The organism is Paenibacillus sp. FSL H7-0735, from assembly GCF_038008505.1.
In the GTDB taxonomy this organism is placed as follows: Bacteria; Bacillota; Bacilli; order Paenibacillales; family Paenibacillaceae; genus Paenibacillus_AQ; species Paenibacillus_AQ odorifer.
In genome coordinates, this window is the sequence record NZ_JBBOZH010000001.1 from 4,111,176 (window position 1) to 4,131,102 (window position 19,927).

Genomic DNA, 19,927 nt, shown 5'->3' on the forward strand with positions numbered 1-19,927 from the left:
TTGCTTATTTTCAGCCTTTGGAGCATGGTTTCGGACTCCAGTGACGTTATTCCTAAGAATGAGGCTCATATTGAGTGTTTTTAATGCCAATAGCGACTATGGGGTCCTTTAGTATCCAAAATGTGGGATAAAGCTTCATATAAGGTCTGCTGGGTCCTATACCGGGCTCATACGCGAAATTTGCAACCTCAGCAAATGGAAATTGGCGTTCAAATGAAGTAAGGTACCAAAAAGAAGAAGTGTGCCAACAACCATTTTTTGATTATGGTTATGGCACACTTCTTCTACTCCATACAACCCCTTCGGTTCTGTTTACACTTAATTCATTTCAAGTTCAAGTGTTGCCAGTGAAACCATCACCCAAGGTGCAAACTTATTCGACGAATCACCCTTAGGATTGTGTATCCGAAAAAGAAAAGCTTCCCCCGCCTGATTTTTCCAGACCATATAATCTTCTATCCCCTTATCACTGGTAGCCTGCAGATATAATTCTGCAAAACCTAGAGGATGTTCAATTAGTTCCCCGCTATGGTCGTTTACCTTTCCAATTGCAGAAAGCTCGGTTTGTCCCTGTTGCTTCAAAGCTGTGAGATCGTAACCGGCAGGCAAGTGTTCAATTTGGGCATAATAGGTTGGATCCTTAGTCAATAATAAACGATTAGACTGCGAGTCTAGTGTGAAATCCTGAAAGACATACAGGGAATATCCATCACCTTGCTCAAGTGTACCTTCTTGCCCTGAGACCCCTCCCTCCTGTTCACCAAATGCTTTGGTCTTTGGTCGATCGGATGCTAGAGGATCAGTGGCCTCCGGACTGGCGGACTCCTGCACCTCCATAGAAGGAGTAGCAGAAGGTTCAGGAGTGCTTGTAGCTTCAACAACTGGCATTGTCGCTGCACTTGACGCTGTAGGTTTTGCCTCGTCTGTTGTTTTATTGTTACTACATGCACCGAGAATTGAGGAAGACAGAAGAATACTAGTAACTGTAGTTAATAATATTTTTTTCATTACGCACCTCCTTATTACTATATTAGTTATTACCCACATGAGTGACGTGTCCTCTTATTATTCAAACCTTTTCTTCATTTTTATTGCTACGGATTGAAAAATTTCAAACAATCGACTCGTTCTTATTTACAGCTATGGAGTTGTGCTCGAAATTCAAATTGTTCCCGGACGATTCGGGCACCTGCTATCTTAATTAATGCCACCAGATTCCATAAAGTGACCCATGAGATCTTAGTTCTTCTCGGTTTCATAAGGTTAATTGGACTGAGCAAGAGCAAGGTAGACGATAAATCAATTAAAGTGAAAAAAATTTACAATCACTTTTACTTTAACACTTTTAGAATATACAAAAATAATAAAATAGCGACTCACAGCCAACCCGCGGGTGTTCTGTAAATCGCCATTCTTAATGATCTGTAACTCAGATTTGTGTCAACACTCTTTGATAAATCCTTTAAAAGTCAAAGCAATGCGAGAATATAAGCAATGTCTGTCATGACTATGTACACTCGTCTGAAGAGTTATTTTTTTGATTTATAACTTCTTACTAATAAACTTATACCTTTAAAAATCAAAACCACTAATATCCCGAAAATTATCAAAGTTAATATTAAGTTTGACCAAACTATATCCAAATTTACTCCTCCGCCTCTGTGTTTAATTCTTCTATATCCCATCATATCCCATCATATCCCATTATTTATGATAAATGAACAGCTTCTTACACGTTAAAATTGTTAATCAACAATATGCCAATTTTGATATTCACCTGTAAAACATCCTCGAATAACCTTAACCTCAGCTATTTGTGGGCATTTCGCGGGCATTTTTCGTAGACATATCATTGATGGTTACAAAACCACTATTTTGCCCAAACAAAAAAACCCTCAACACCAAAGGTGTCAAGGGTTTAAAGGTTCTAGTAAAGTGTCATGTATTGGTTTCTTTCCCACTCGTGAACCTGAGTACGATAGATATCCCATTCGATTTCTTTCAGCTCGTAGAAGTGAGCCAGCGCATGTTCGCCGAGAGCTTCGGTAATTACATGGCTGCGGATCATTTCGCTTAGCGCTTCTTTCAAATCGGATGGCAAGCTTGGGATGCCTTCTTCAATACGCTCTTCCTCAGACATCACATAGATGTTACGGTCAATTGGGGCTGGAAGATCAAGCTTACGCTTAATTCCGTCTAGCCCTGCTTTCAACATAACAGCAAGTGCGAGGTATGGGTTAGCTGCCGGGTCCGGATTACGAACTTCAACACGTGTGCTAAGCCCTCTCGAAGCCGGGATACGAATCATCGGGCTACGGTTACTTGCAGACCAAGCTACGTAACAAGGTGCTTCATAACCAGGAACAAGGCGTTTGTAAGAGTTCACTGTTGGGTTAGTAATCGCTGCAAAAGCACGAGCGTGCTTCAAAATACCAGCCATATAGTAACGTGCAGTTTTGCTCAGACCTAGCTTGTCACTTTCATCGTAGAACATGTTTTCTTTGCCATTAAACAAGGATTGGTGAGCGTGCATACCCGATCCGTTAATACCAAACAAAGGTTTAGGCATAAAAGTTGCATGCAAGCCGTGTTGACGGGCAACCGTCTTCACAACGAGCTTAAAGGTTTGAATTTGGTCAGCAGAAGTGATCGCGTCAGCATATTTGAAATCAATTTCATGCTGGCCGGAAGCCACTTCATGGTGGGATGCTTCGATTTCAAAGCCCATTTCTTCAAGGGTCAATACGATTTCACGACGGCAGTTTTCTCCTAAGTCCGTAGGAGCTAAGTCGAAATAACCACCTTGGTCGTTCAATTCTGTAGTTGGGTTACCTCTTTCGTCTGTTTTGAACAAGAAGAATTCAGGTTCAGGTCCAACATTCATCGCTGTAAAGCCCATTTCTTCGGCTTCCTTCAGACAACGCTTCAGGATACCACGTGGGTCTCCAGCAAATGGAGTACCATCAGGCATATACACGTCACAAATCAGACGTGCAACACGGCTATCAGTCACCCAAGGGAAGATTACCCAAGTATCAAGATCTGGGAAGAGATACATATCGGATTCTTCAATCCGTACATAACCCTCAATGGAGGAACCATCAAACATCATTTTGTTGTCGAGTGCTTTTTCCAATTGGCTAACCGGAATCTCTACATTCTTGATAGTACCTAACAGATCTGTAAATTGCAGACGAATGAAACGAACATTCTCTTCCTTGGCAATGCGTAAAATATCCTCTTTAGAAAAGCTCACGTGATCCTCTCCCTTTCAAAACTCTGTATATTATTATTTATTAAAAAACCGGGATAACTCACCTTGAATAAGCGATACCTGTCCCGGTCTTTTACCGGAAACTAGTTCTTGCTTCAGCAAACGGTGAAGCTGCGAATCTGATAGCTCTCTACGTCTAACCTCTGTGTCAGGGGTAATCACAGTAGCTTCTTCGGATTCCTTAGAGACTGGGTTCATTACTTGCTTGATGCCAGCAATGTTAACACCCTTTTCAATCAAGGCCTTAATTTCTAATAGGCGCTCAACATCATTAAAAGAGAACAAACGTTGATTCCCAGATGTACGTGCAGGTACGATTAGACTGTGCTGTTCATAATAACGAATTTGTCTTGCAGATAAATCAGTTAACTTCATTACAATTCCAATAGGAAATAATGCCATATTTCTGCGGATTTCATCACCCATGACTCATCCAACCTTCCAATGATCTTTTTCTGATCTCATTGTACATTTCCTAATACAGCGTGTCAATGGTGTGTAAGATTTTCTGACAGTAATTTTCGATCACGCATACTTTGGAGTGCCATCAAAACGCCATATTTGACATGGGAGTAGGTTAATCCCCCTTGCATATAGCCGATATAAGGCGCACGGATAGGCGCATCTGCCGATAACTCTAAGCTACCACCTTGTATAAACGTACCTGCCGCCATGATGACAGGATGTTCATATCCCGGCATATCCCATGGTTCTGGAACTACATGGCTGTCTACCGCCGCAGCACGTTGAATTCCCTGCACGAAGGCAATTAAGTGATCCGGTCCATCAAAGGAAACCGCCTGAATCAAATCTGTACGAGGTTCATTCCACGCTGGTTTCGTCTCAAACCCGCAGCGCTGAAATACAGCTGCCGCAAAAATACTGCCTTTAAGGGCTTGTCCAACTGTATGCGGAGCCATGAACAGTCCTTGGTATAACCCGCGGGTAGTTCCTAACATTGCACCTACTTCGCCGCCGATACCAGGAGCTGTAAGACGGTACGCTGTAAGCTCTACTAGATCTCTGCGCCCACAGATGTATCCACCCGTCTCAGCAATTCCACCACCAGGATTTTTAATTAATGAACCCGCTACTAGATCCACTCCAACCTGTGGAGGCTCAAGCTCTTCAGTAAACTCACCATAGCAATTATCAACGAACACAATAACATCCGGTTTCAATGACTTCACTCTCGCTGTCATGTCACCTATTTCGGCTACTGTGAAGGAAGCACGCCAATCATAACCACGCGATCTTTGAATTCCAATTACTTTAGTCTTCTCATTGATAGAGAGAGTTACCTCTTCCCAATCAATCTTACCCTCTGCGGTAAGGGCAACCTCCCGATATGTAATTCCGAAGTCTGCGAGTGAGCCTGTCCCATCTCCTGCTTGGCCAATCACCTTGTGTAAGGTATCGTACGGACGACCTGTGATGTATAAAAGCTCGTCTCCTGGTCGCAGCACACCAAAGAGGGCTGTTGAAATGGTATGTGTTCCTGAAGCAAAATGCGGACGCACCAAAGCTGATTCCGCACCAAAAACGTCAGCATAGACAAGATCCAGCACTTCGCGTCCACGGTCGTTGTAAGCATACCCCGTTGAACCCGCAAAATGATAATCACTGACCTGATGACGTTGAAACGCTTCTATAACCTTCCATTGATTCTTATCGACAATTCGATCAAGAGCTTTGACTGCACCTTCGATTTCAACTTCTGCGGACTCTGCCGCTCCTAAAATATCTTCTGCAAAAACTGCCATTAGTTCTTATTCGCTCCTTACATTTACTTGCCATCATAATGACAGAAAGCGACAGTTGCCTGACGCTTTTTGTCATTAGCTATTATTTTATACCTATACTACAAGCATTTCCACTTTAGGGGAACAAAGAAGATTACGGTTGGTCCACAAAATCAGCAAGCATGTAACCCCATTTATCATAATCCTCTTTATTAAGACGGACGTTATAGATAACATCGTTCTCGTCATAGGTGGTTTCCAGAACCTCACCTACTCTGTAAAGCAGGGAAGAAATATCGCCACGGTCTCCAGGAATTCGAAAATTCAGCGTATCTCCGGCCAATTCATCAGAGATAATTTCGATAATCCGGGTTAAATCCTCAGGGTTAAACGCACTGATCTTCAAAAACCCTGTGCCGGTTGGCAGCATTTCCAGTTGCTCAGGCTCACATAGATCGATTTTATTAAAAAGCACTATTTGCGGTTTGCTGGCTGCCCCTAAGTCCTGCAAAATAGTTTGCACAATCTCCATCTGCTCCTCACGCATTGGAGATGAGGCATCCACTACATGCAACACCAGATTGGCCTCATTGACTTCCTCCAGCGTTGCGCGGAAAGATGCCACAAGATCATGCGGAAGATTCTGAATGAAGCCTACAGTATCCGTAAGCACTACCTCTTTGCCACCCGTTAGCTGAAGCACACGTGAAGTAGGGTCAAGCGTAGCAAACAATTGATTTTCAATATAAACATCCGCATCCGTAAGCTGCTTAAGCAGCGTCGATTTACCAGCATTTGTGTAGCCGACTAGAGCAACCTGCACTGCCCCTGCCTTACGGCGGCGTTCACGGTGCAGCTCACGGGTCTTAACTACCTCATCCAACTGGCGTTTCAACTCCGTAATCCGATTGCGAATATGCCGGCGATCGGTCTCAAGCTTACTTTCACCTGGCCCTCTGGTTCCTATACCCCCGCCTAATCTGGATAAGTTTTTGCCTTGACCGGATAACCGCGGCAAAAGATAGGACAGCTGTGCCAGCTCTACTTGAATAATACCCTCTCTCGTTTTGGCCCGCCCAGCAAAAATATCCAAAATGAGTTGCGTCCGATCAATAATCTTCAGATCCAAAGACTCTTCAAGGTTCCGTACCTGCGCTCCAGATAATTCCTGATCAAAAATAGCCGTATTAGCTCCAAGACCATCAGCGGCCATGCGGAGCTCTTCTACCTTGCCTTTCCCGATAAACCATTTTGAATCCGGTGTTTCCTTATTCTGACGCAACACATCCAGGACTTCAACACCTGCTGTTTCTGCTAACTGTACTAATTCCTGCAGAGAAAGCTCTGGGTCAATACCGGTACGTTTAATTTTATCTGTGACGAGAGTGACCAATATCGCCCGATCTTGAATATCCGTTTCTGTATCATGCGTAGTTATTGCCATTTATTCATGCTCCTTATGACGGTAATAGAATCTTTGTGTACCATTTAATCAGTTTTTCACTTCTTGCTGATGTTATACAGATGAAACTGTTCATTCACAGCACTTCAAAACATTTTATCATAAGTTTCATTGGTAATATAGGCTGATAATGGAACGGCTCCCCATGCTGTCAGCATTTTCATTATAATAATCTTCAATCTTTTATAAAAGATAAACCGACTAAGCACGTATAAACTTAGCCGGTGTCAATTTATTTAAGAGATTATACTCTCCCCTTTTGAATAATCATCGACCGGAAGAACAAGGTCTCTCGGTAAGATCTCCATCAAAGATTGCTTGGATATTTTGACATGTCTGCTTATTAATCTAACCGCTTGATGGCGAATTGCCTGCTCGAGGATATTGCGTACATACCGCGCATTACTAAAATTTTCTTCAATAATTTTCTCATTAAGGATTAACTCTTTTAGTTTCCCATTTGTTTCAGGAGTAATTATATAGTCTCTTTCAGCTGCCATTTTATGTGCAATCAATATCAGTTCATCTGTTGTGTAGTCCTGAAAATCAAGTTGAATTGGAAATCGTGAGGGAAGTCCGGTGTTAGCCTCCATGAACATCTCCATTTCATTTGGATAACCCGCTAAGATAATGATGAGATCATCATTCCTGTCCTCCATAACCTTTACAAGACAGTCGATTGCCTCTTTCCCAAAATCTTTATCTCCGCCTCTAGCCAAGCTATAAGCCTCGTCAATGAATAATACGCCACCCATAGCCTTCTTAACAAGGTCTCTGGTCTTTTGAGCTGTATGCCCTATGTATTCCCCCACTAAATCCGCTCTCTCTACTTCGATTAATTGACCTTTACTTAATATGCCCATATTCTTTAACAGCTTGGCAACGATTCTTGCTACAGTTGTCTTTCCAGTCCCGGGGTTGCCTTTAAACAGCATATGATAAACCTGATTAACTACATTTAACCCCAGTTCTTGTCTCATTTTTTCCACTTGGATAAGCGCATGAATTTCATATATAAGATCCTTCACCTTTTCAAGACCGATAAGCTCATGAAGCTCTTGCAGGATTTCTTTTGTAGATTCTAAATGATTATTTTGAGCCAGCGCGCTCTCCAATGTTTCATTCGTAATATTTGTTGGGTCTTGATTTTTGAAAGTTATATTCATTCTGGAATCATTAATGGTTATCTTTCTTAAATTTTCTTCACCCATTGTAATCACCTCGTTAGAGCATTATATGCAATAACTGAATGACATCATGCACTTGTTTTAAAGAATGGGGTTTCGACATTGGATTCCCTGCTATCTCTCGCATCTTCTACGATGGTACACGAGGATAGAATGACCGAAATACATAAAAGCCATAAGCAAACGCTTATTTTTTTATCATTTTACACTCCCATTATTTTTGATATACAAATAACAAATAGCCCCCAGTTAGAGTTTAATCCATTTGGGGGCTGGCTTTTCTAATCAAGTCTCTTCCGGAATAGGAGGCGTTATTAGAAGATTCTGATATTCGGGAACAATTACAGGAACAACTGCTGGATTTTCCATTTCGTATAGGCTAGAATTTCGCGCGACTTATGCCTTGTCATCGACAGAACAGTGGATTCTGTAAGTCCCAGTTCAGGATTCACATAACCGAGCTCGTCCGCGATTTCGTGTGAACGCCATCCATGATATGTATGCGTAATAATAATTGCTGAAGACAATCCCTCACTTGTCATAATTGCTTTGCTATACAGAAGATTCTCGTAAGTGCTGGTAGCTTTATTTTCAACAGAAATGGCGCTATCCGGAACTCCATGAGCTACTAAATAATTACGCATGCCTTGACCTTCGGTATATTGAAGATCAGGTTTATCCAAACCTCCAGAAACTATGAAATGCGAGAACATCCCCTCTTGATAAAGCTTAAGCCCGTAATCCAATCGTTCCTTCAATCCCGGGCTAGGTTCATCTCCCCACATCGACATGCCAAGAATGATCCCTGTATCGGCTTTGAGCATAGGATCTGTCGTTGCGGCTTTATTGATATTCCTCAATGCGTACGCACACCACAACAATCCAACTACAACAATAAGCATTAAAGCAATAAGCAACGTTCGTTTAGACCAAATCCGGCGTTTTTTGGGAACAATCCGAATCGGGGAAGAGTCTCTTCCATAAACGTACCATTCCATCTTTATTTCCTCCTGAATTCTCCATGATGAAATAATTCGGCACGATGTTTCAAAGAGAGAGAGAAATAAGGGAAAGCATGAGCATCGATGCCACGTAAAATAGTATGGGCAGTCTCCCAGGCTAGCTTATAATCGCTTTCTGAGATATCTTGCCTCTCCAGTGCTTCCTCCAGTTCATCCTCATCGAGCAAAAACACCTCGCCGTTCCAAAGTACTACCACGTCCAGATACAAATCGTCAAACCAAGGCACACCTTGGTCAGTGACGCCTTGCACCTTACAGGTGTCTATGTACCATTGAACAATATTTTGTTTTTCGTCGAACATAGCCGTCACAATATAGTGACTGTCTTTCGGAAAATATTGCAGCCAGGAATAACCTTTATCTGCAATACGATATGTATGTCGTCCATAGCTCTTCCACAGTGGTTCTTTCAGCCCGTAGATGGTATAAAGCGTAATATATCCGCTGAATTCCCGGCTCTCCACATAGCGGCAGGCAAAATGGCGACGCGTAATCCGGCGCCAGTTGGCCCGGTCTCCGAATTTACGTTTCATAGAAATTACCCTCTCCAGTATGGTCTATTCAGCTTAACACATTTAGAGGATACACTCAAAACATCCCGCAAAATACAAGAAATTTTTCTTCTAAACCTAACAAAAACGGCAACCTAGCTTCGCTTTTTAAATAAAGCGAAGCTGGGCTGCCATGGATAAAGCTTATTATTTGAAATTCAAACTCGTTTATTGAGCGGAAGAATCTCCGTTCACAAACCCCGCCTCTGGATCAGGGTTTGTGGACACATTCCCGCTCTCATCGCCGGAACCTTCTCCACCGATAGTGGGTTCTGGAGTTGGAGTCGGCATTGGTGTTGGCGGTGGCGGGGTGATTTCAGGGATCGTCCCTGTACCTCCGTCATTTCCGCCACCCTCGTTGCCGCCTCCGTTATTGCCACCATTTCCATTCTCTCCGTTGTTGCCACCTTCCTCTGGGGTCGGGGTTGGAAGATTAGGATCTATGGTTGGTTCAGGGGTCGGCATTTCATCCTGCACGGATACACTAACCACATTGGATGGTTCGCTCTCCACTTTCAGCGCAGGGTCATAAGAGGTTACATAATACTCGTAAACCAAACCAGGCAGTGCACTAAAATCCCCTGCGCTGGTAGTCACTGTATTTAACAGTGAGCCAAACTCAGCTTCCGATGTCTCTCTACGATAAATACGATACTCAACTCCGGAAATAGGAACTGCCTCCCAATTGAGATTTACAGTCATCGTAGAAGGATCATATGCTGCTGATAGTCCAGTAACGGTCTGAGCTGTTTCTGGTGTTTCTGTAGGCTCAGGGGCAATCTCGTTATCGATCTGCGGGAAGGATTTCTTAGGAACATCCTTCAGCGCTTCCTCCATGACCTTACCCCAGAAAGCAGCGGCAAGCGGACTGCTGTTCTTAAGCAGATGCTTTTTACTTGGCTTGTCATAACCCATCCAGACTGCTGCTGTCCATTCCGGCGTGTAGCCTACAAACCACACATCACGGTTCGAGCTGATTCCAGAATATCCACTTTGCGTCGTACCGGTCTTACCGGCCACAGGACGGTCAATCCTAGCTTTTCTACCCGTACCGCTCTCCACGACCTTCTGCATCATCTCAGTCATTTGATAAGCCGTTTCCTTACTCATCACACGCTCAGGCGTTGTATTCGCTTTGTAGACCGTCTCACCACTGCTGTCAGAGATGGATTTAATGGAATAAGCCTCTCTTAGTTCGCCGCCATTTGCAAAAGCGCTGTAGGCTTGCGCCATTTCCAGCGTATTGGTTCCTTTGCTCATGCCTCCAAGAGCCAGCGAGAGGTTCTTATCCTCGTCTTCCAATCCAATGCCTAGTTTCTTGGCAAATTTAAATCCGGTATTCACACCAATTTCATTGAGCAGCCAAACAGCAGGAATATTCTCTGATTTCTGAATGGCATCACTCATGTTGATGCTCTTAGAATATCCGTGCAGGTTGGTTGGACAATAGTTCGCGAAACATTGCTTCTCATTGCTTAGCGTTGAATTCATGGTGAATTTCCCAGATTCCAGCGCTGGAGCATAAGAGACAATTGGTTTGAAAGCAGAACCTGGAGAACGACGGCTGCCAGTTACACGACTGTAGCCTTTTTTCTCATAATTCCGTCCGCCAAGGAGTGCGACAATGCTGCCATTCTCCTGATTCACAATCGTCATTGAGCCTTGTACCAGCTCTTCATCTACACTCTTTTCAAAATTATCACTATCTGCAAAAGCATCTTCAACCGTTTCTTGAGCATGCTTATCCATGGTAGTGTAAATTTTGTATCCGCCGATATTCAGATCATCTTCTGACAATCCAAATTTTTCTTCCGCCTCATCTACTGCAAAATCAATAAATGCTTGATAACGCTGTTTCTTTTCTGGCGGCTTATAGTTATAATCTACGGCTTTTGCTTCGTCTCTTTCCTGCTCCGTTATGTACCCTTGCTCATACATAAGCTGAAGCACTACTGCGCGCCGTTCCTTCGAAAGATCTGGGTTACGCAGCGGGTTGTAACGAGACGGGCCTTTTGGCATCGCCGCCAATGTCGCGATTTCCCAGACCTTAAGCTGACTCAAATCACTTTTACCAAAATATCTTACTGATGCTGCTTTAATTCCGTAAATTGTACCCCCGAAGTTAATCCGGTTCAGATACATCGTAATGATCTCTTCTTTAGATTTCTGATTCTCAAGGGCTACGGCAATAGACACTTCAGTTGCTTTACGGAAAAACGTCTTGTCCCGTGTCAGGAAGATGTTTTTGGCGAGCTGTTGAGTAATGGTACTACCGCCCTCTACCATACTTCGTGCGGCGATATCCTTTACTGCTGCCCGGCCAATCGACCATAAATCCACACCAGAATGTTCGAAGAAACGTTTATCCTCTGTGGCTACAAAAGCATTAACCAATAACGGTGGAATTTCTTCATACTCTACTGGATCACTTTTCTCCAGTGATAATTCGCCGATTAAATTAGCATTGCGGTCATATACCTTAGTAGTTTCATTCACTGTTAGCTTATCTTGGTTCTCAAGCAGAAGCTTTTGACCATTTAGCATAATGAACAGATATCCACCTAATGCACAAAAAATGGCTAATGCCGTAGCGAAGAACAAGCTCCACAGCACACGCTTCTTCGTCAAAAATTTCTTTTTCTTTTTTGGTTTTGATTTTGGTTTTGATTTGGAACTGGACGATCCTCTATCTCTATTGTGATTCGTCCTGGATGTATCGTCTCTAGACATAATGCCTCCTGACTCCCTTTCGGAAATAAACATAAATGGTCTGCCATGAATGAAAAGAACAACCTTCACAGGTTGCTCTCTCACACTCTATTCAAACGATTTATAAACAAGAAAGGTTTCAATTCATTTTTGATAAATATTATTCTTCACTACTGCTGTCTTGCATCAGTGATACACTACGCTGTGGTGTGAACGTGGAAATTGCGTGTTTATACACCATTTGCTGGCGTCCATCACTGTCAATGACGATTGTAAAATTGTCGAATGCTTTAATTATTCCCCGGATTTGAAAACCGTTGGTCAGATATACCGTAGCAGGGATATTTTCTTTGCGTAGTTGGTTCAAGAATGTATCTTGGATGTTAATGGACTTGTTCATATGACGTACCCCCAATGGTTCAATTAGATTGTTCAGAAGTATATTCAAGACCTGAGAGAAACTTTCCTGCTATTATACCACGTATTTTTGAGAAATTCTCAGAAAAGTTTTGTTCACCTTCGACATCGATCCACTCGATTTCCTTCATGTGGCGAAACCATGACAACTGTCTTTTGGCGAATCGGCGAGTATCGCGTTTAAGCAGTATCACAGCTTCTTCCAGCGTCAGTTCTCCCGCCAGGTAAGCGGCAATTTCCTTGTAACCCAATCCCTGCATGGACACAAGGCTTCTGCTGTAACCGTTATCCAGCAGTCCCTTCACCTCAGCAACGAGACCATCCGCCAGCATGCTATCAATTCGGTCCTCAATACGTTTATATAGTATTTTCCGGTCCATTGTCAAACCTATGAGACATAAGTCATAGGGTGATTCCTTCTTTTGAGCAGCATGAGAAGCGGAAAGTGTAGTGTTTGTCTGGTGTTGAATTTCCAGTGCACGGATAATTCTGCGACGGTCGTTAGGATGAAGTTTGGCTGCGCTGACTGGATCAACCGCCTCGAGTCTGGCATGCAGTGCAAGCGCTCCATATTCTTCCGCAAATTGATCCTGCTCTTTACGGAAAGCTTCATCAGCCACTGCTTCTGAGAACTGAAAGCCGTAACATAAAGACTCAATATACAGTCCAGTCCCCCCTACGATAAAGGGAAGCTTCCCTCTAGCGCTTATCTCCTCGATAAGTCTAGTGCCCTGCTCTTGAAATTCAGCGGCAGAATACGCATCCTGCGGATCATGAATATCGATCAGGTGATGGGGAATTCCCTTCATTTCAGCGGGTGTAATCTTAGCTGTACCAATATCCATACCACAATAAACCTGCATCGAATCGCCGGAAATAATCTCAGCGTTATAAGCTGCTGCCAGCTCCAGACTTAACCGGGTTTTGCCTACGGCAGTTGGTCCTAACAGCACTAGAACCTTATGCCTTTCTTTAGTTGTCAATGTGTATCACCCCGTACGATGTTTTGGAGTTGCTTCGGAGCAGCTCAGTAAACCCTAGGCGTTCAAATTCGCCACTCAAAGCCTTTTCTTTTAAAAGAACAGTCTTACGGGCGACCCTAACCGCCTCTGCTACACTCTCTGTCGATAAGGCTGCACGGTTAGCGAATTGCCGCAGCGGGGAAATCGAGGCAGAACCCGTCAGAGGCACGCGAAACATAGGATCGAAGTAGACAATATCCACACTTCGATCTGGTTGAGACCGTAAATAATCCAAATGTTCACTATGCACGACATTAACTCTGCGTAAAGCCTCATTGACCTTTACTTGCCCAGAGGTGTAATGAGACATCCCTTCACTGAGCAGTGCGTACAGCGGTAATGAGCTCTCCAAAGCGGTAACCTCCGAGGACTCACCACCATGCACAGCAAACAGTAAGGAGTCGGCTCCTAATCCGGCTGTACAATCCAATACGCTATCTCCGGGAAGCATTCGAGCAGCAACAAGCATCGGCTCGATCTCACCCTTTAGGATTCGTTTAGCGCGAACGAAGCCCATGCTTGGATGAAACTCCATAGGCTCCATTCCTAAGCGGTGTAGTCGAACAGCGTCCTGAGATAGAATCAGAATATCCTCATCTCCGTAATGTTCAACCATCCTTGTAATTGAGAGTTTCTCACGTGAAGCATAACTACAACCCGTTCTCTTCGCAAGGCTTTGCGCGCGTTCTACTATTTCCATTATCGGGCTATACCCCGTAGTTATAATCATGGTGCCTCCAGTCTTGCTCTCAACAAATTTCAAAAAAATGTATAATTACATAACCCGCTTGAACAATTTCTCTAAATCATAGGATGAAAAAGAGATCACAATCGGCCGTCCATGTGGGCAAGTATACGGTTGCTTGCACTCTGCAAGTCGGGATAACAGAGCTTCCACTTCCTGTTCTGTTAGTTTATGGTTGGCCTTAATCGAGGCTTTACATGAACACAGAATCGATGACTTTTCTCGTAGCTTCGCAAGATCAATCATACGCTCGCTTAAGACCCACTCCGCCATTTCTTCAACGACCGCCTTCTCCTCCCCTTCAGGAAACCAATAGGGCAAGGAACGAACAAGAAAGGTCTGTCCGCCAAAGTGTTCAAGGTATACCCCGGCCTGCTGAAACCAATGTAGACGTTCACTAAGCTGACGACTTTCAGAAGGCGTGAACTCCAGTGTAATCGGCAGTAGCAGCTCCTGTGAGGCATCCTCCGGCCGACCAAATTTCTCATAGAAGTATTCGTAATTAATACGTTCATGTGCCGCATGCTGATCGATTAAATAAAGTCCTCCATCATTCTGGGCAATAATATAGGTCCCATGATGCTGGCCTATATAATTAAGCTCAGGAAAGGCCGGAAGTCCAGGCTCTTCTTGTTGTGGTGGAGCCCATAGCTTCTCAACCGAAGGGAGCTGCTTCTGCGCCATTGACGCTTCTTGCGGGCGATAGCTATTGGAATAACTAGTATTCGCACTAGTTTGGCGCCCCTGCGAAGATGAAGACGGATAGCCTGACCCGTAAGCTGGAGCTACCTCGCGAGCCACCTGATGATCCGCCTGACCTTCCTTACTAAAATCACGGGAATTACGGTCAAGGTTCGATGACTGTAGTCCACTTAAGAAGCTGGCAGATCCCGTGGGGGCTGTATCCTTCTCATCCCCATTCGAAGATGACAGTGGAACAGCTCCTTTGGAAAAAGAAAATTGCTCCTGGATAAAGGAGCTGCTGCCCTTGGGTCCGATTGTTTCCTTGCTTGGACGTGGAATCAGACTTTGCCCCAGCAGTATTTTGCGGATCTCCTGCTCAACAAAGGTGTAAAGCTCATTCTCTTTACTGAATCTAACCTCGAGTTTTGCTGGATGTACATTGACATCTACCAAAGAGGGGTGCATATCCAGTTCAAGAACTAATAACGGATAACGGTTAATCGGAAGCAAGGTGTGATAAGCACGCATGATTGCTGCGTTCAGTCCATTACTGCGAATATAACGGCCACCGACAATAGTAGTGATTGCATTTCGATTGGAACGAGTCCATTCTGGACGACTTATATATCCGGAAATCCGGTAATCCAAGTCTTCTGCCGTAATCGGCAGCATTGCTTTGGCGGCATTGGTTCCGTAAACAGCTGCGATGACCTGCAGCAGATCACCATTTCCGAGCGTATGCAGCAGCTGATTGCCATTATGATGCAAGGTAAAAGAGATCCCCGGATGAGCCAGCGCCATGCGGTACATGGCATCTGAGATATGGCCCAGCTCCGTCTGAATACTCTTCATATATTTCAGCCTTGCCGGCGTATTAAAAAACAATTCACGAACGGCAAGATCACTTCCCCGGCCGGAAGGAGCGTCCTCATTTCGTATGAGATTGCCACCCTCAATGTCTACTAGGCGCCCTTTGCCGTCATCGGCAGTTGCAGTTAGAAGCGATACCTTGGATACCGCGGCAATACTGGGAAGTGCCTCTCCGCGGAAGCCTAAGCTTGTGATTTGAAATAGATCGCGGCCATTCAGAATTTTACTTGTAGCATGCCGGTAAAAGGCGGTCTCGCAATCTTCAGGATCAATCCCGGAGCCATTATCTTTAACGCGGATGCTCTGCAAGCCCCCCTCTTCTACCGATACCTCAATTCTTGTACTGCCAGCGTCAATCGCATTCTCGACTAGCTCCTTTACAACAGAAGCTGGCCGCTCTACTACTTCACCCGCAGCAATCTGGTTGGCAATATGCTCGTCCAATATATGAATTTTGGCCATTTCATTCACCTCTTATTTAGGCAATCAATTATTATAAAATCTTTATTGCAGATCCTTAACCTTCATCTTCAGCTCGTTCAAAAGACTCATCGCCTGCAGCGGCGTCATATTCATAAGATCAGCGTCACGCACAGAAGAAATGAACTCTTTTAGCGCGGGATTCTCATGGATCTCAGTTACCGCAACTTGAGGTGCACTACCTTTGCGATTCTTGCGTGGTTCTTCCTCACCAAAGATAGACAACTGAACAACCTCATTTTCTACGGGCGTCTCAGTGATGACACTTACGGCTTGCGCCATCGAGGATGTGCTAGCAACTTCTCTTACAGCCGCCTGTCTTTCGAGACTTCCCCCGTAATGAAGTTCAGAACCACCAGGATGGGCTGCCTGCTCAATGTTCTGTAAGAGACCATAAGCTCGGTCAATAATCCCTTCAGGAAGACCTGCAAGACGTGCACAATAGATCCCATAGCTGCTGTCAGCCGCTCCAGGAACTAGCTTGCGCAGGAAGTTTACTTTATCACCGCTCTCTTGAACAGCCATAGAGTAATTCCGCAGTCCTTTAAGACTCCCTTCCAAATGAGCCAATTCATGAAAATGCGTCGAAACTAGAGCTTTGCAAGAAATAACATCATGTACATATTCAATAACCGCCTGAGCGATGGCCATACCTTCACTGGTCGAGGTACCTCTTCCCAGCTCATCAATAATAATCAAGCTGCGAGCTGTTGCTTTTTCGGTCATAACTTGGATATCAGCCATTTCCACCATAAATGTACTTTGACCACCGATTAAATCATCGGCTGCTCCAATACGAGTAAAAATTCGGTCTATAAGCGGAACTTCAGCACTGTTTGCTGGTACAAAACATCCAATCTGAGCCATGATACAGATCAGCGCCACCTGACGCATGTAAGTACTTTTCCCCGCCATATTAGGACCTGTAATTAGAAGAATGTTACCTTCTTCCTTACTCAGCGTGCTTCCATTTGCAATAAAAGCGGAATCTTTAAGCACCGCCTCCACAACGGGATGACGGCCTCCTTCAAGCCGAAGATCATAACCATCCGAAAGAACTGGCTTGACAAAACGATGTTCGGCACTAACTGCCGCCAAGCATTGATATACATCAATCTCGGCAACCTTTTCTGCAAGATTTTGCAAGCGGGGGATTTGCCCGCTGATGCGATCACGCAGCTCGGTAAAGAGGCTGTATTCCAAATCCGTCATTTTATCCTGAGCTTCAAGGATGAGTGCTTCCTTCTCTTTAAGCTCAGGTGTGACAAAACGCTCTGCGTTGGCAAGCGTCTGCTTACGTTCATATCTTCCTTCCGGCAGTGCAGCCAGATTGGATTTGGTGATCTCTATGAAATAACCGAAGATTTTGTTATAGCCGATCTTCAGTGACTTAATGCCAGTGGCCTGTCTTTCCTTAGCTTCCAGTTCAGCGATCCAACGTTTACCGTTACTGCTAGCTTCTCTAAGCTCGTCCAAACGTTCATGATAACCGGAACGGATAATTCCACCGTCGCGCACAGACACCGGCGCATCCTCGACGATTGCGCGGTCAATATCCTCTCGCAGCTCAGCGCATTCATCCATACTTGCACCGATCTCTCTTAAAGTAGCTGAACCGGAGGTCATACATAATTCCTTCAATGCAGGAATTTGCGCCAGCGATATTTTCAGAGCATTCATATCACGTCCATTAGCGCTGCCAAAAGCAATACGACCCACCAAACGCTCCAAATCATAAATTTCTTTAAGCGCTAAACGCAGGTCCTCGCGAACGATAAACTGATTGTACAAATAATCGACAGCCTCTAGGCGCCGTTCGATCGGAGCTCGCTGCAATAGCGGCTTATCAATTCTGCGACGTAACAGACGGGCGCCCATTGACGTTTCCGTTCGATCCAGCAGCCAGAGCAGGGATCCTTTTTTGGAGCGTTCGCGAACCGTCTCGGTTAGTTCAAGATTCCGGCGTGTAAATGGATCTAGAATCATATAATTGCCTGGTTCATAAGGAGAAATCTGACTAAGCTGCCCTAACGAACGCCGCTGGGTCTCATTCAGATAAGAGATCAGAAGCGCCAGACATTGTCCACGTTCCTTCTCTAGACGTACCCATGCCGCTTCACCGAACTGACGACGTGCCAGCTCCTCCTCGCGTTTCTCCCAAGGGGTGTACACTACAGGTTTGGCTAACAGCGGCGTTTCGCTTCGCAGGATCTCCAAAAGTGCAGCGTCTCCGATGATCTCAGCCGGTTCATAAATGCCAATCTCATCACGCAGCCATTCGGCTCCAGATAATACCGAAGTAACATACAGCTCCCCAGTTGTTAAATCGCAGGCAGCTAATGCCATCATTCCGTCACTTTCGGTGACGCAAACGAGGTAGTTATTGCTCTTGTCAGCAATGATTTTTCCATCCATCACGGTTCCTGGTGTCACGACGCGTACAATATCCCGCTTCACCATGCCTTTAGTGACTGAAGCATCCTCTAACTGCTCACAAATGGCGACTTTATATCCTTTTTCTATCAGGCGTTGAATATATCCCTCGGCGGCGTGGTAAGGCACTCCACACATAGGGATTTTCTCCTCGCCCCCGCCTTCGCGGCCTGTCAACGTAATCTCAAGCTCCTTGGAAGCCAAAATGGCATCTTCAAAGAACATTTCATAGAAATCGCCCAGTCTAAAAAATAGGAAGGCATCCTTAGCCCCTTCCTTTACCTTTAAATATTGCTCTATCATCGGCGTATATTGTGCCATGGTCAACCTCCATGCCTATTTAATGCTGTCCCCCATTATAACAGAAAATTGGTGGACAAAGTTACCCTGAAACCTCACATTAGTACAACGAAAGACTAGAATACTTATCAGACAAACACTTACAGGAGGTATATTCTTCTGCTTTTAAATATTGTAAAATCTTAACACAGAGCGTCAGCCCATATAAAAATCAAAGGAGAATACAATATGATACGAAAGCTAACGAAGGATGATCAAAAGCTGCTGATGGCATTGCTACGGAAAGAACCGGCGCTTAATTTATTTATCATTGGCGATGTGGAGAATTTTGGGTTTGAGCAGGATTTCATGGATTTATGGGGAGAGTTTGATCCAGCCGACGGGCGGATAAAAGCCGTTCTGCTGCGCTTCTATAGAAGTTACCTTCCTTATGCAGATGGCCCTTTTGATGTCGAGGGGTTCGCTGAGATTATCCGAAAGGATAATGATATACATATGATCTCCGGAGCTTCAGAGGTGGTGAAGGCTTTTGATGGGCAAATTAATTTCAAACAAGTAAAACAGCTGTATTTTGCTGAATTAAAAGAAATGAACAATAAAATAAGTGAGTCCTTCTCTTCAGCTGAGCCTGTCAAAAAAGCTACGGTTCAGGATGTGGAAGCGATTTGCGCACTCACGGATACCATTGAAGAATTTGAAAGCAGCCGGAATGGTTCTAGAACCAGCCTGCGTAAAACGCTGGAAAGCAACACCGGCCGCACGTATTATATGGAACGGGAAGATAAGGTCATTGTCACCGCTTCAACTTCAGCGGAAAATTCCATGTCAGCGATGATTGTAGGGGTTGCCACACATCAAGCATTCAGAGAGCAAGGCCTTGCTTCGCGCGTAATGGCACAGCTTTGTGCAGACCTGCTCCATGAAGGAAAGTCATTGTGCCTCTTTTATGACAACCCGCATGCCGGAGTTATTTATAAACGACTTGGTTTTCAAGATATCGGTTCATGGACCCTCGTTAACATGTAGACC

At 44.5% G+C, this 19,927-nt stretch carries 15 protein-coding genes; 1 reads left to right on the forward strand and 14 read right to left on the reverse strand.

From position 1 onward, the window contains the following. Positions 1 to 318: 318 nt before the first annotated feature. From NSS82_RS18675 to mutS, 14 genes are all read right to left on the reverse strand, one after another. Positions 319 to 1,008 (reverse strand): hypothetical protein, encoded by a 690-nt coding sequence (locus NSS82_RS18675; RefSeq protein ID WP_076273288.1) that lies wholly within the window; start codon positions 1,006 to 1,008, stop codon positions 319 to 321. Positions 1,009 to 1,927: 919 nt separating this feature from the next. Beyond that, positions 1,928 to 3,256, reverse strand: a complete 1,329-nt coding sequence (glnA, locus tag NSS82_RS18680) for a type I glutamate--ammonia ligase (RefSeq protein ID WP_036687730.1) — start codon at positions 3,254 to 3,256, stop codon at positions 1,928 to 1,930. A gap of 33 nt (positions 3,257 to 3,289) precedes the next feature. Further along, positions 3,290 to 3,700 carry a MerR family transcriptional regulator gene (locus tag NSS82_RS18685; protein ID WP_019910684.1) on the reverse strand — a complete coding sequence of 137 codons (411 nt, stop codon included), beginning with the start codon at positions 3,698 to 3,700 and terminating at the stop codon, positions 3,290 to 3,292. A 62-nt stretch (positions 3,701 to 3,762) separates the two neighbouring features. Further along, the gene (locus tag NSS82_RS18690) at positions 3,763 to 5,037 is read right to left on the reverse strand and encodes a methionine gamma-lyase family protein (protein WP_036687732.1); all 1,275 of its coding nucleotides are present in this window, start codon (positions 5,035 to 5,037) and stop codon (positions 3,763 to 3,765) included. A 133-nt stretch (positions 5,038 to 5,170) separates the two neighbouring features. After that, positions 5,171 to 6,460, reverse strand: a complete 1,290-nt coding sequence (gene hflX, locus NSS82_RS18695) for a GTPase HflX (protein ID WP_036687733.1) — start codon at positions 6,458 to 6,460, stop codon at positions 5,171 to 5,173. Between the two features lie 254 nt (positions 6,461 to 6,714). Beyond that, the gene (locus tag NSS82_RS18700; RefSeq protein ID WP_076098759.1) at positions 6,715 to 7,689 is read right to left on the reverse strand and encodes an AAA family ATPase; all 975 of its coding nucleotides are present in this window, start codon (positions 7,687 to 7,689) and stop codon (positions 6,715 to 6,717) included. A gap of 317 nt (positions 7,690 to 8,006) precedes the next feature. Continuing rightward, positions 8,007 to 8,663 (reverse strand): YdcF family protein, encoded by a 657-nt coding sequence (locus tag NSS82_RS18705; RefSeq protein ID WP_076273289.1) that lies wholly within the window; start codon positions 8,661 to 8,663, stop codon positions 8,007 to 8,009. Positions 8,664 to 8,665: 2 nt separating this feature from the next. Next, positions 8,666 to 9,220 (reverse strand): DUF402 domain-containing protein, encoded by a 555-nt coding sequence (locus tag NSS82_RS18710; protein ID WP_036687739.1) that lies wholly within the window; start codon positions 9,218 to 9,220, stop codon positions 8,666 to 8,668. Positions 9,221 to 9,406: 186 nt separating this feature from the next. Next, on the reverse strand, positions 9,407 to 11,968 hold the full coding sequence (locus tag NSS82_RS18715) for a transglycosylase domain-containing protein (protein ID WP_076273290.1): 2,562 nt from the start codon (positions 11,966 to 11,968) through the stop codon (positions 9,407 to 9,409). Between the two features lie 139 nt (positions 11,969 to 12,107). After that, a complete protein-coding gene (gene hfq / locus NSS82_RS18720) occupies positions 12,108 to 12,347 on the reverse strand; it encodes an RNA chaperone Hfq (RefSeq protein WP_036687741.1) in 240 nt (79 codons plus the stop codon). Between the two features lie 19 nt (positions 12,348 to 12,366). Then, a complete protein-coding gene (gene miaA, locus NSS82_RS18725; RefSeq protein ID WP_063829841.1) occupies positions 12,367 to 13,347 on the reverse strand; it encodes a tRNA (adenosine(37)-N6)-dimethylallyltransferase MiaA in 981 nt (326 codons plus the stop codon). Beyond that, positions 13,337 to 14,116: a class I SAM-dependent methyltransferase gene (locus NSS82_RS18730; RefSeq protein ID WP_076142115.1), complete on the reverse strand. Its 780-nt coding sequence runs from the start codon at positions 14,114 to 14,116 to the stop codon at positions 13,337 to 13,339. The genes miaA and NSS82_RS18730 overlap by 11 nt, the downstream gene beginning before the upstream one ends. A gap of 45 nt (positions 14,117 to 14,161) precedes the next feature. Next, entirely contained in the window at positions 14,162 to 16,147 is a 1,986-nt protein-coding gene (gene mutL / locus NSS82_RS18735) for a DNA mismatch repair endonuclease MutL (RefSeq protein ID WP_076273292.1), read from the reverse strand. A 42-nt stretch (positions 16,148 to 16,189) separates the two neighbouring features. Beyond that, entirely contained in the window at positions 16,190 to 18,919 is a 2,730-nt protein-coding gene (gene mutS, locus NSS82_RS18740) for a DNA mismatch repair protein MutS (RefSeq protein ID WP_076273293.1), read from the reverse strand. A gap of 207 nt (positions 18,920 to 19,126) precedes the next feature. Between mutS and NSS82_RS18745 the strand changes: the two genes are divergently transcribed. After that, positions 19,127 to 19,924: a GNAT family N-acetyltransferase gene (locus tag NSS82_RS18745; protein ID WP_076273294.1), complete on the forward strand. Its 798-nt coding sequence runs from the start codon at positions 19,127 to 19,129 to the stop codon at positions 19,922 to 19,924. The last annotated feature ends 3 nt before the right edge of the window (positions 19,925 to 19,927 follow it).

Bases quoted from the DNA above. Each gene is read 5' to 3' on its own strand.
- NSS82_RS18675 (WP_076273288.1), bottom strand. From the start codon at position 1,008: ATGAAAAAAATATTATTAACTACAGTTACTAGTATTCTTCTGTCTTCC.
- NSS82_RS18685 (WP_019910684.1), bottom strand. From the start codon at position 3,700: ATGGGTGATGAAATCCGCAGAAATATGGCATTATTTCCTATTGGAATT.
- NSS82_RS18690 (WP_036687732.1), bottom strand. From the start codon at position 5,037: ATGGCAGTTTTTGCAGAAGATATTTTAGGAGCGGCAGAGTCCGCAGAA.
- hflX (WP_036687733.1), bottom strand. From the start codon at position 6,460: ATGGCAATAACTACGCATGATACAGAAACGGATATTCAAGATCGGGCG.
- NSS82_RS18700 (WP_076098759.1), bottom strand. From the start codon at position 7,689: ATGGGTGAAGAAAATTTAAGAAAGATAACCATTAATGATTCCAGAATG.
- NSS82_RS18705 (WP_076273289.1), bottom strand. From the start codon at position 8,663: ATGGAATGGTACGTTTATGGAAGAGACTCTTCCCCGATTCGGATTGTT.
- NSS82_RS18710 (WP_036687739.1), bottom strand. From the start codon at position 9,220: ATGAAACGTAAATTCGGAGACCGGGCCAACTGGCGCCGGATTACGCGT.
- NSS82_RS18715 (WP_076273290.1), bottom strand. From the start codon at position 11,968: ATGTCTAGAGACGATACATCCAGGACGAATCACAATAGAGATAGAGGA.
- hfq (WP_036687741.1), bottom strand. From the start codon at position 12,347: ATGAACAAGTCCATTAACATCCAAGATACATTCTTGAACCAACTACGC.
- NSS82_RS18730 (WP_076142115.1), bottom strand. From the start codon at position 14,116: ATGATTATAACTACGGGGTATAGCCCGATAATGGAAATAGTAGAACGC.
- mutL (WP_076273292.1), bottom strand. From the start codon at position 16,147: ATGGCCAAAATTCATATATTGGACGAGCATATTGCCAACCAGATTGCT.
- mutS (WP_076273293.1), bottom strand. From the start codon at position 18,919: ATGGCACAATATACGCCGATGATAGAGCAATATTTAAAGGTAAAGGAA.
- NSS82_RS18745 (WP_076273294.1), top strand. From the start codon at position 19,127: ATGATACGAAAGCTAACGAAGGATGATCAAAAGCTGCTGATGGCATTG.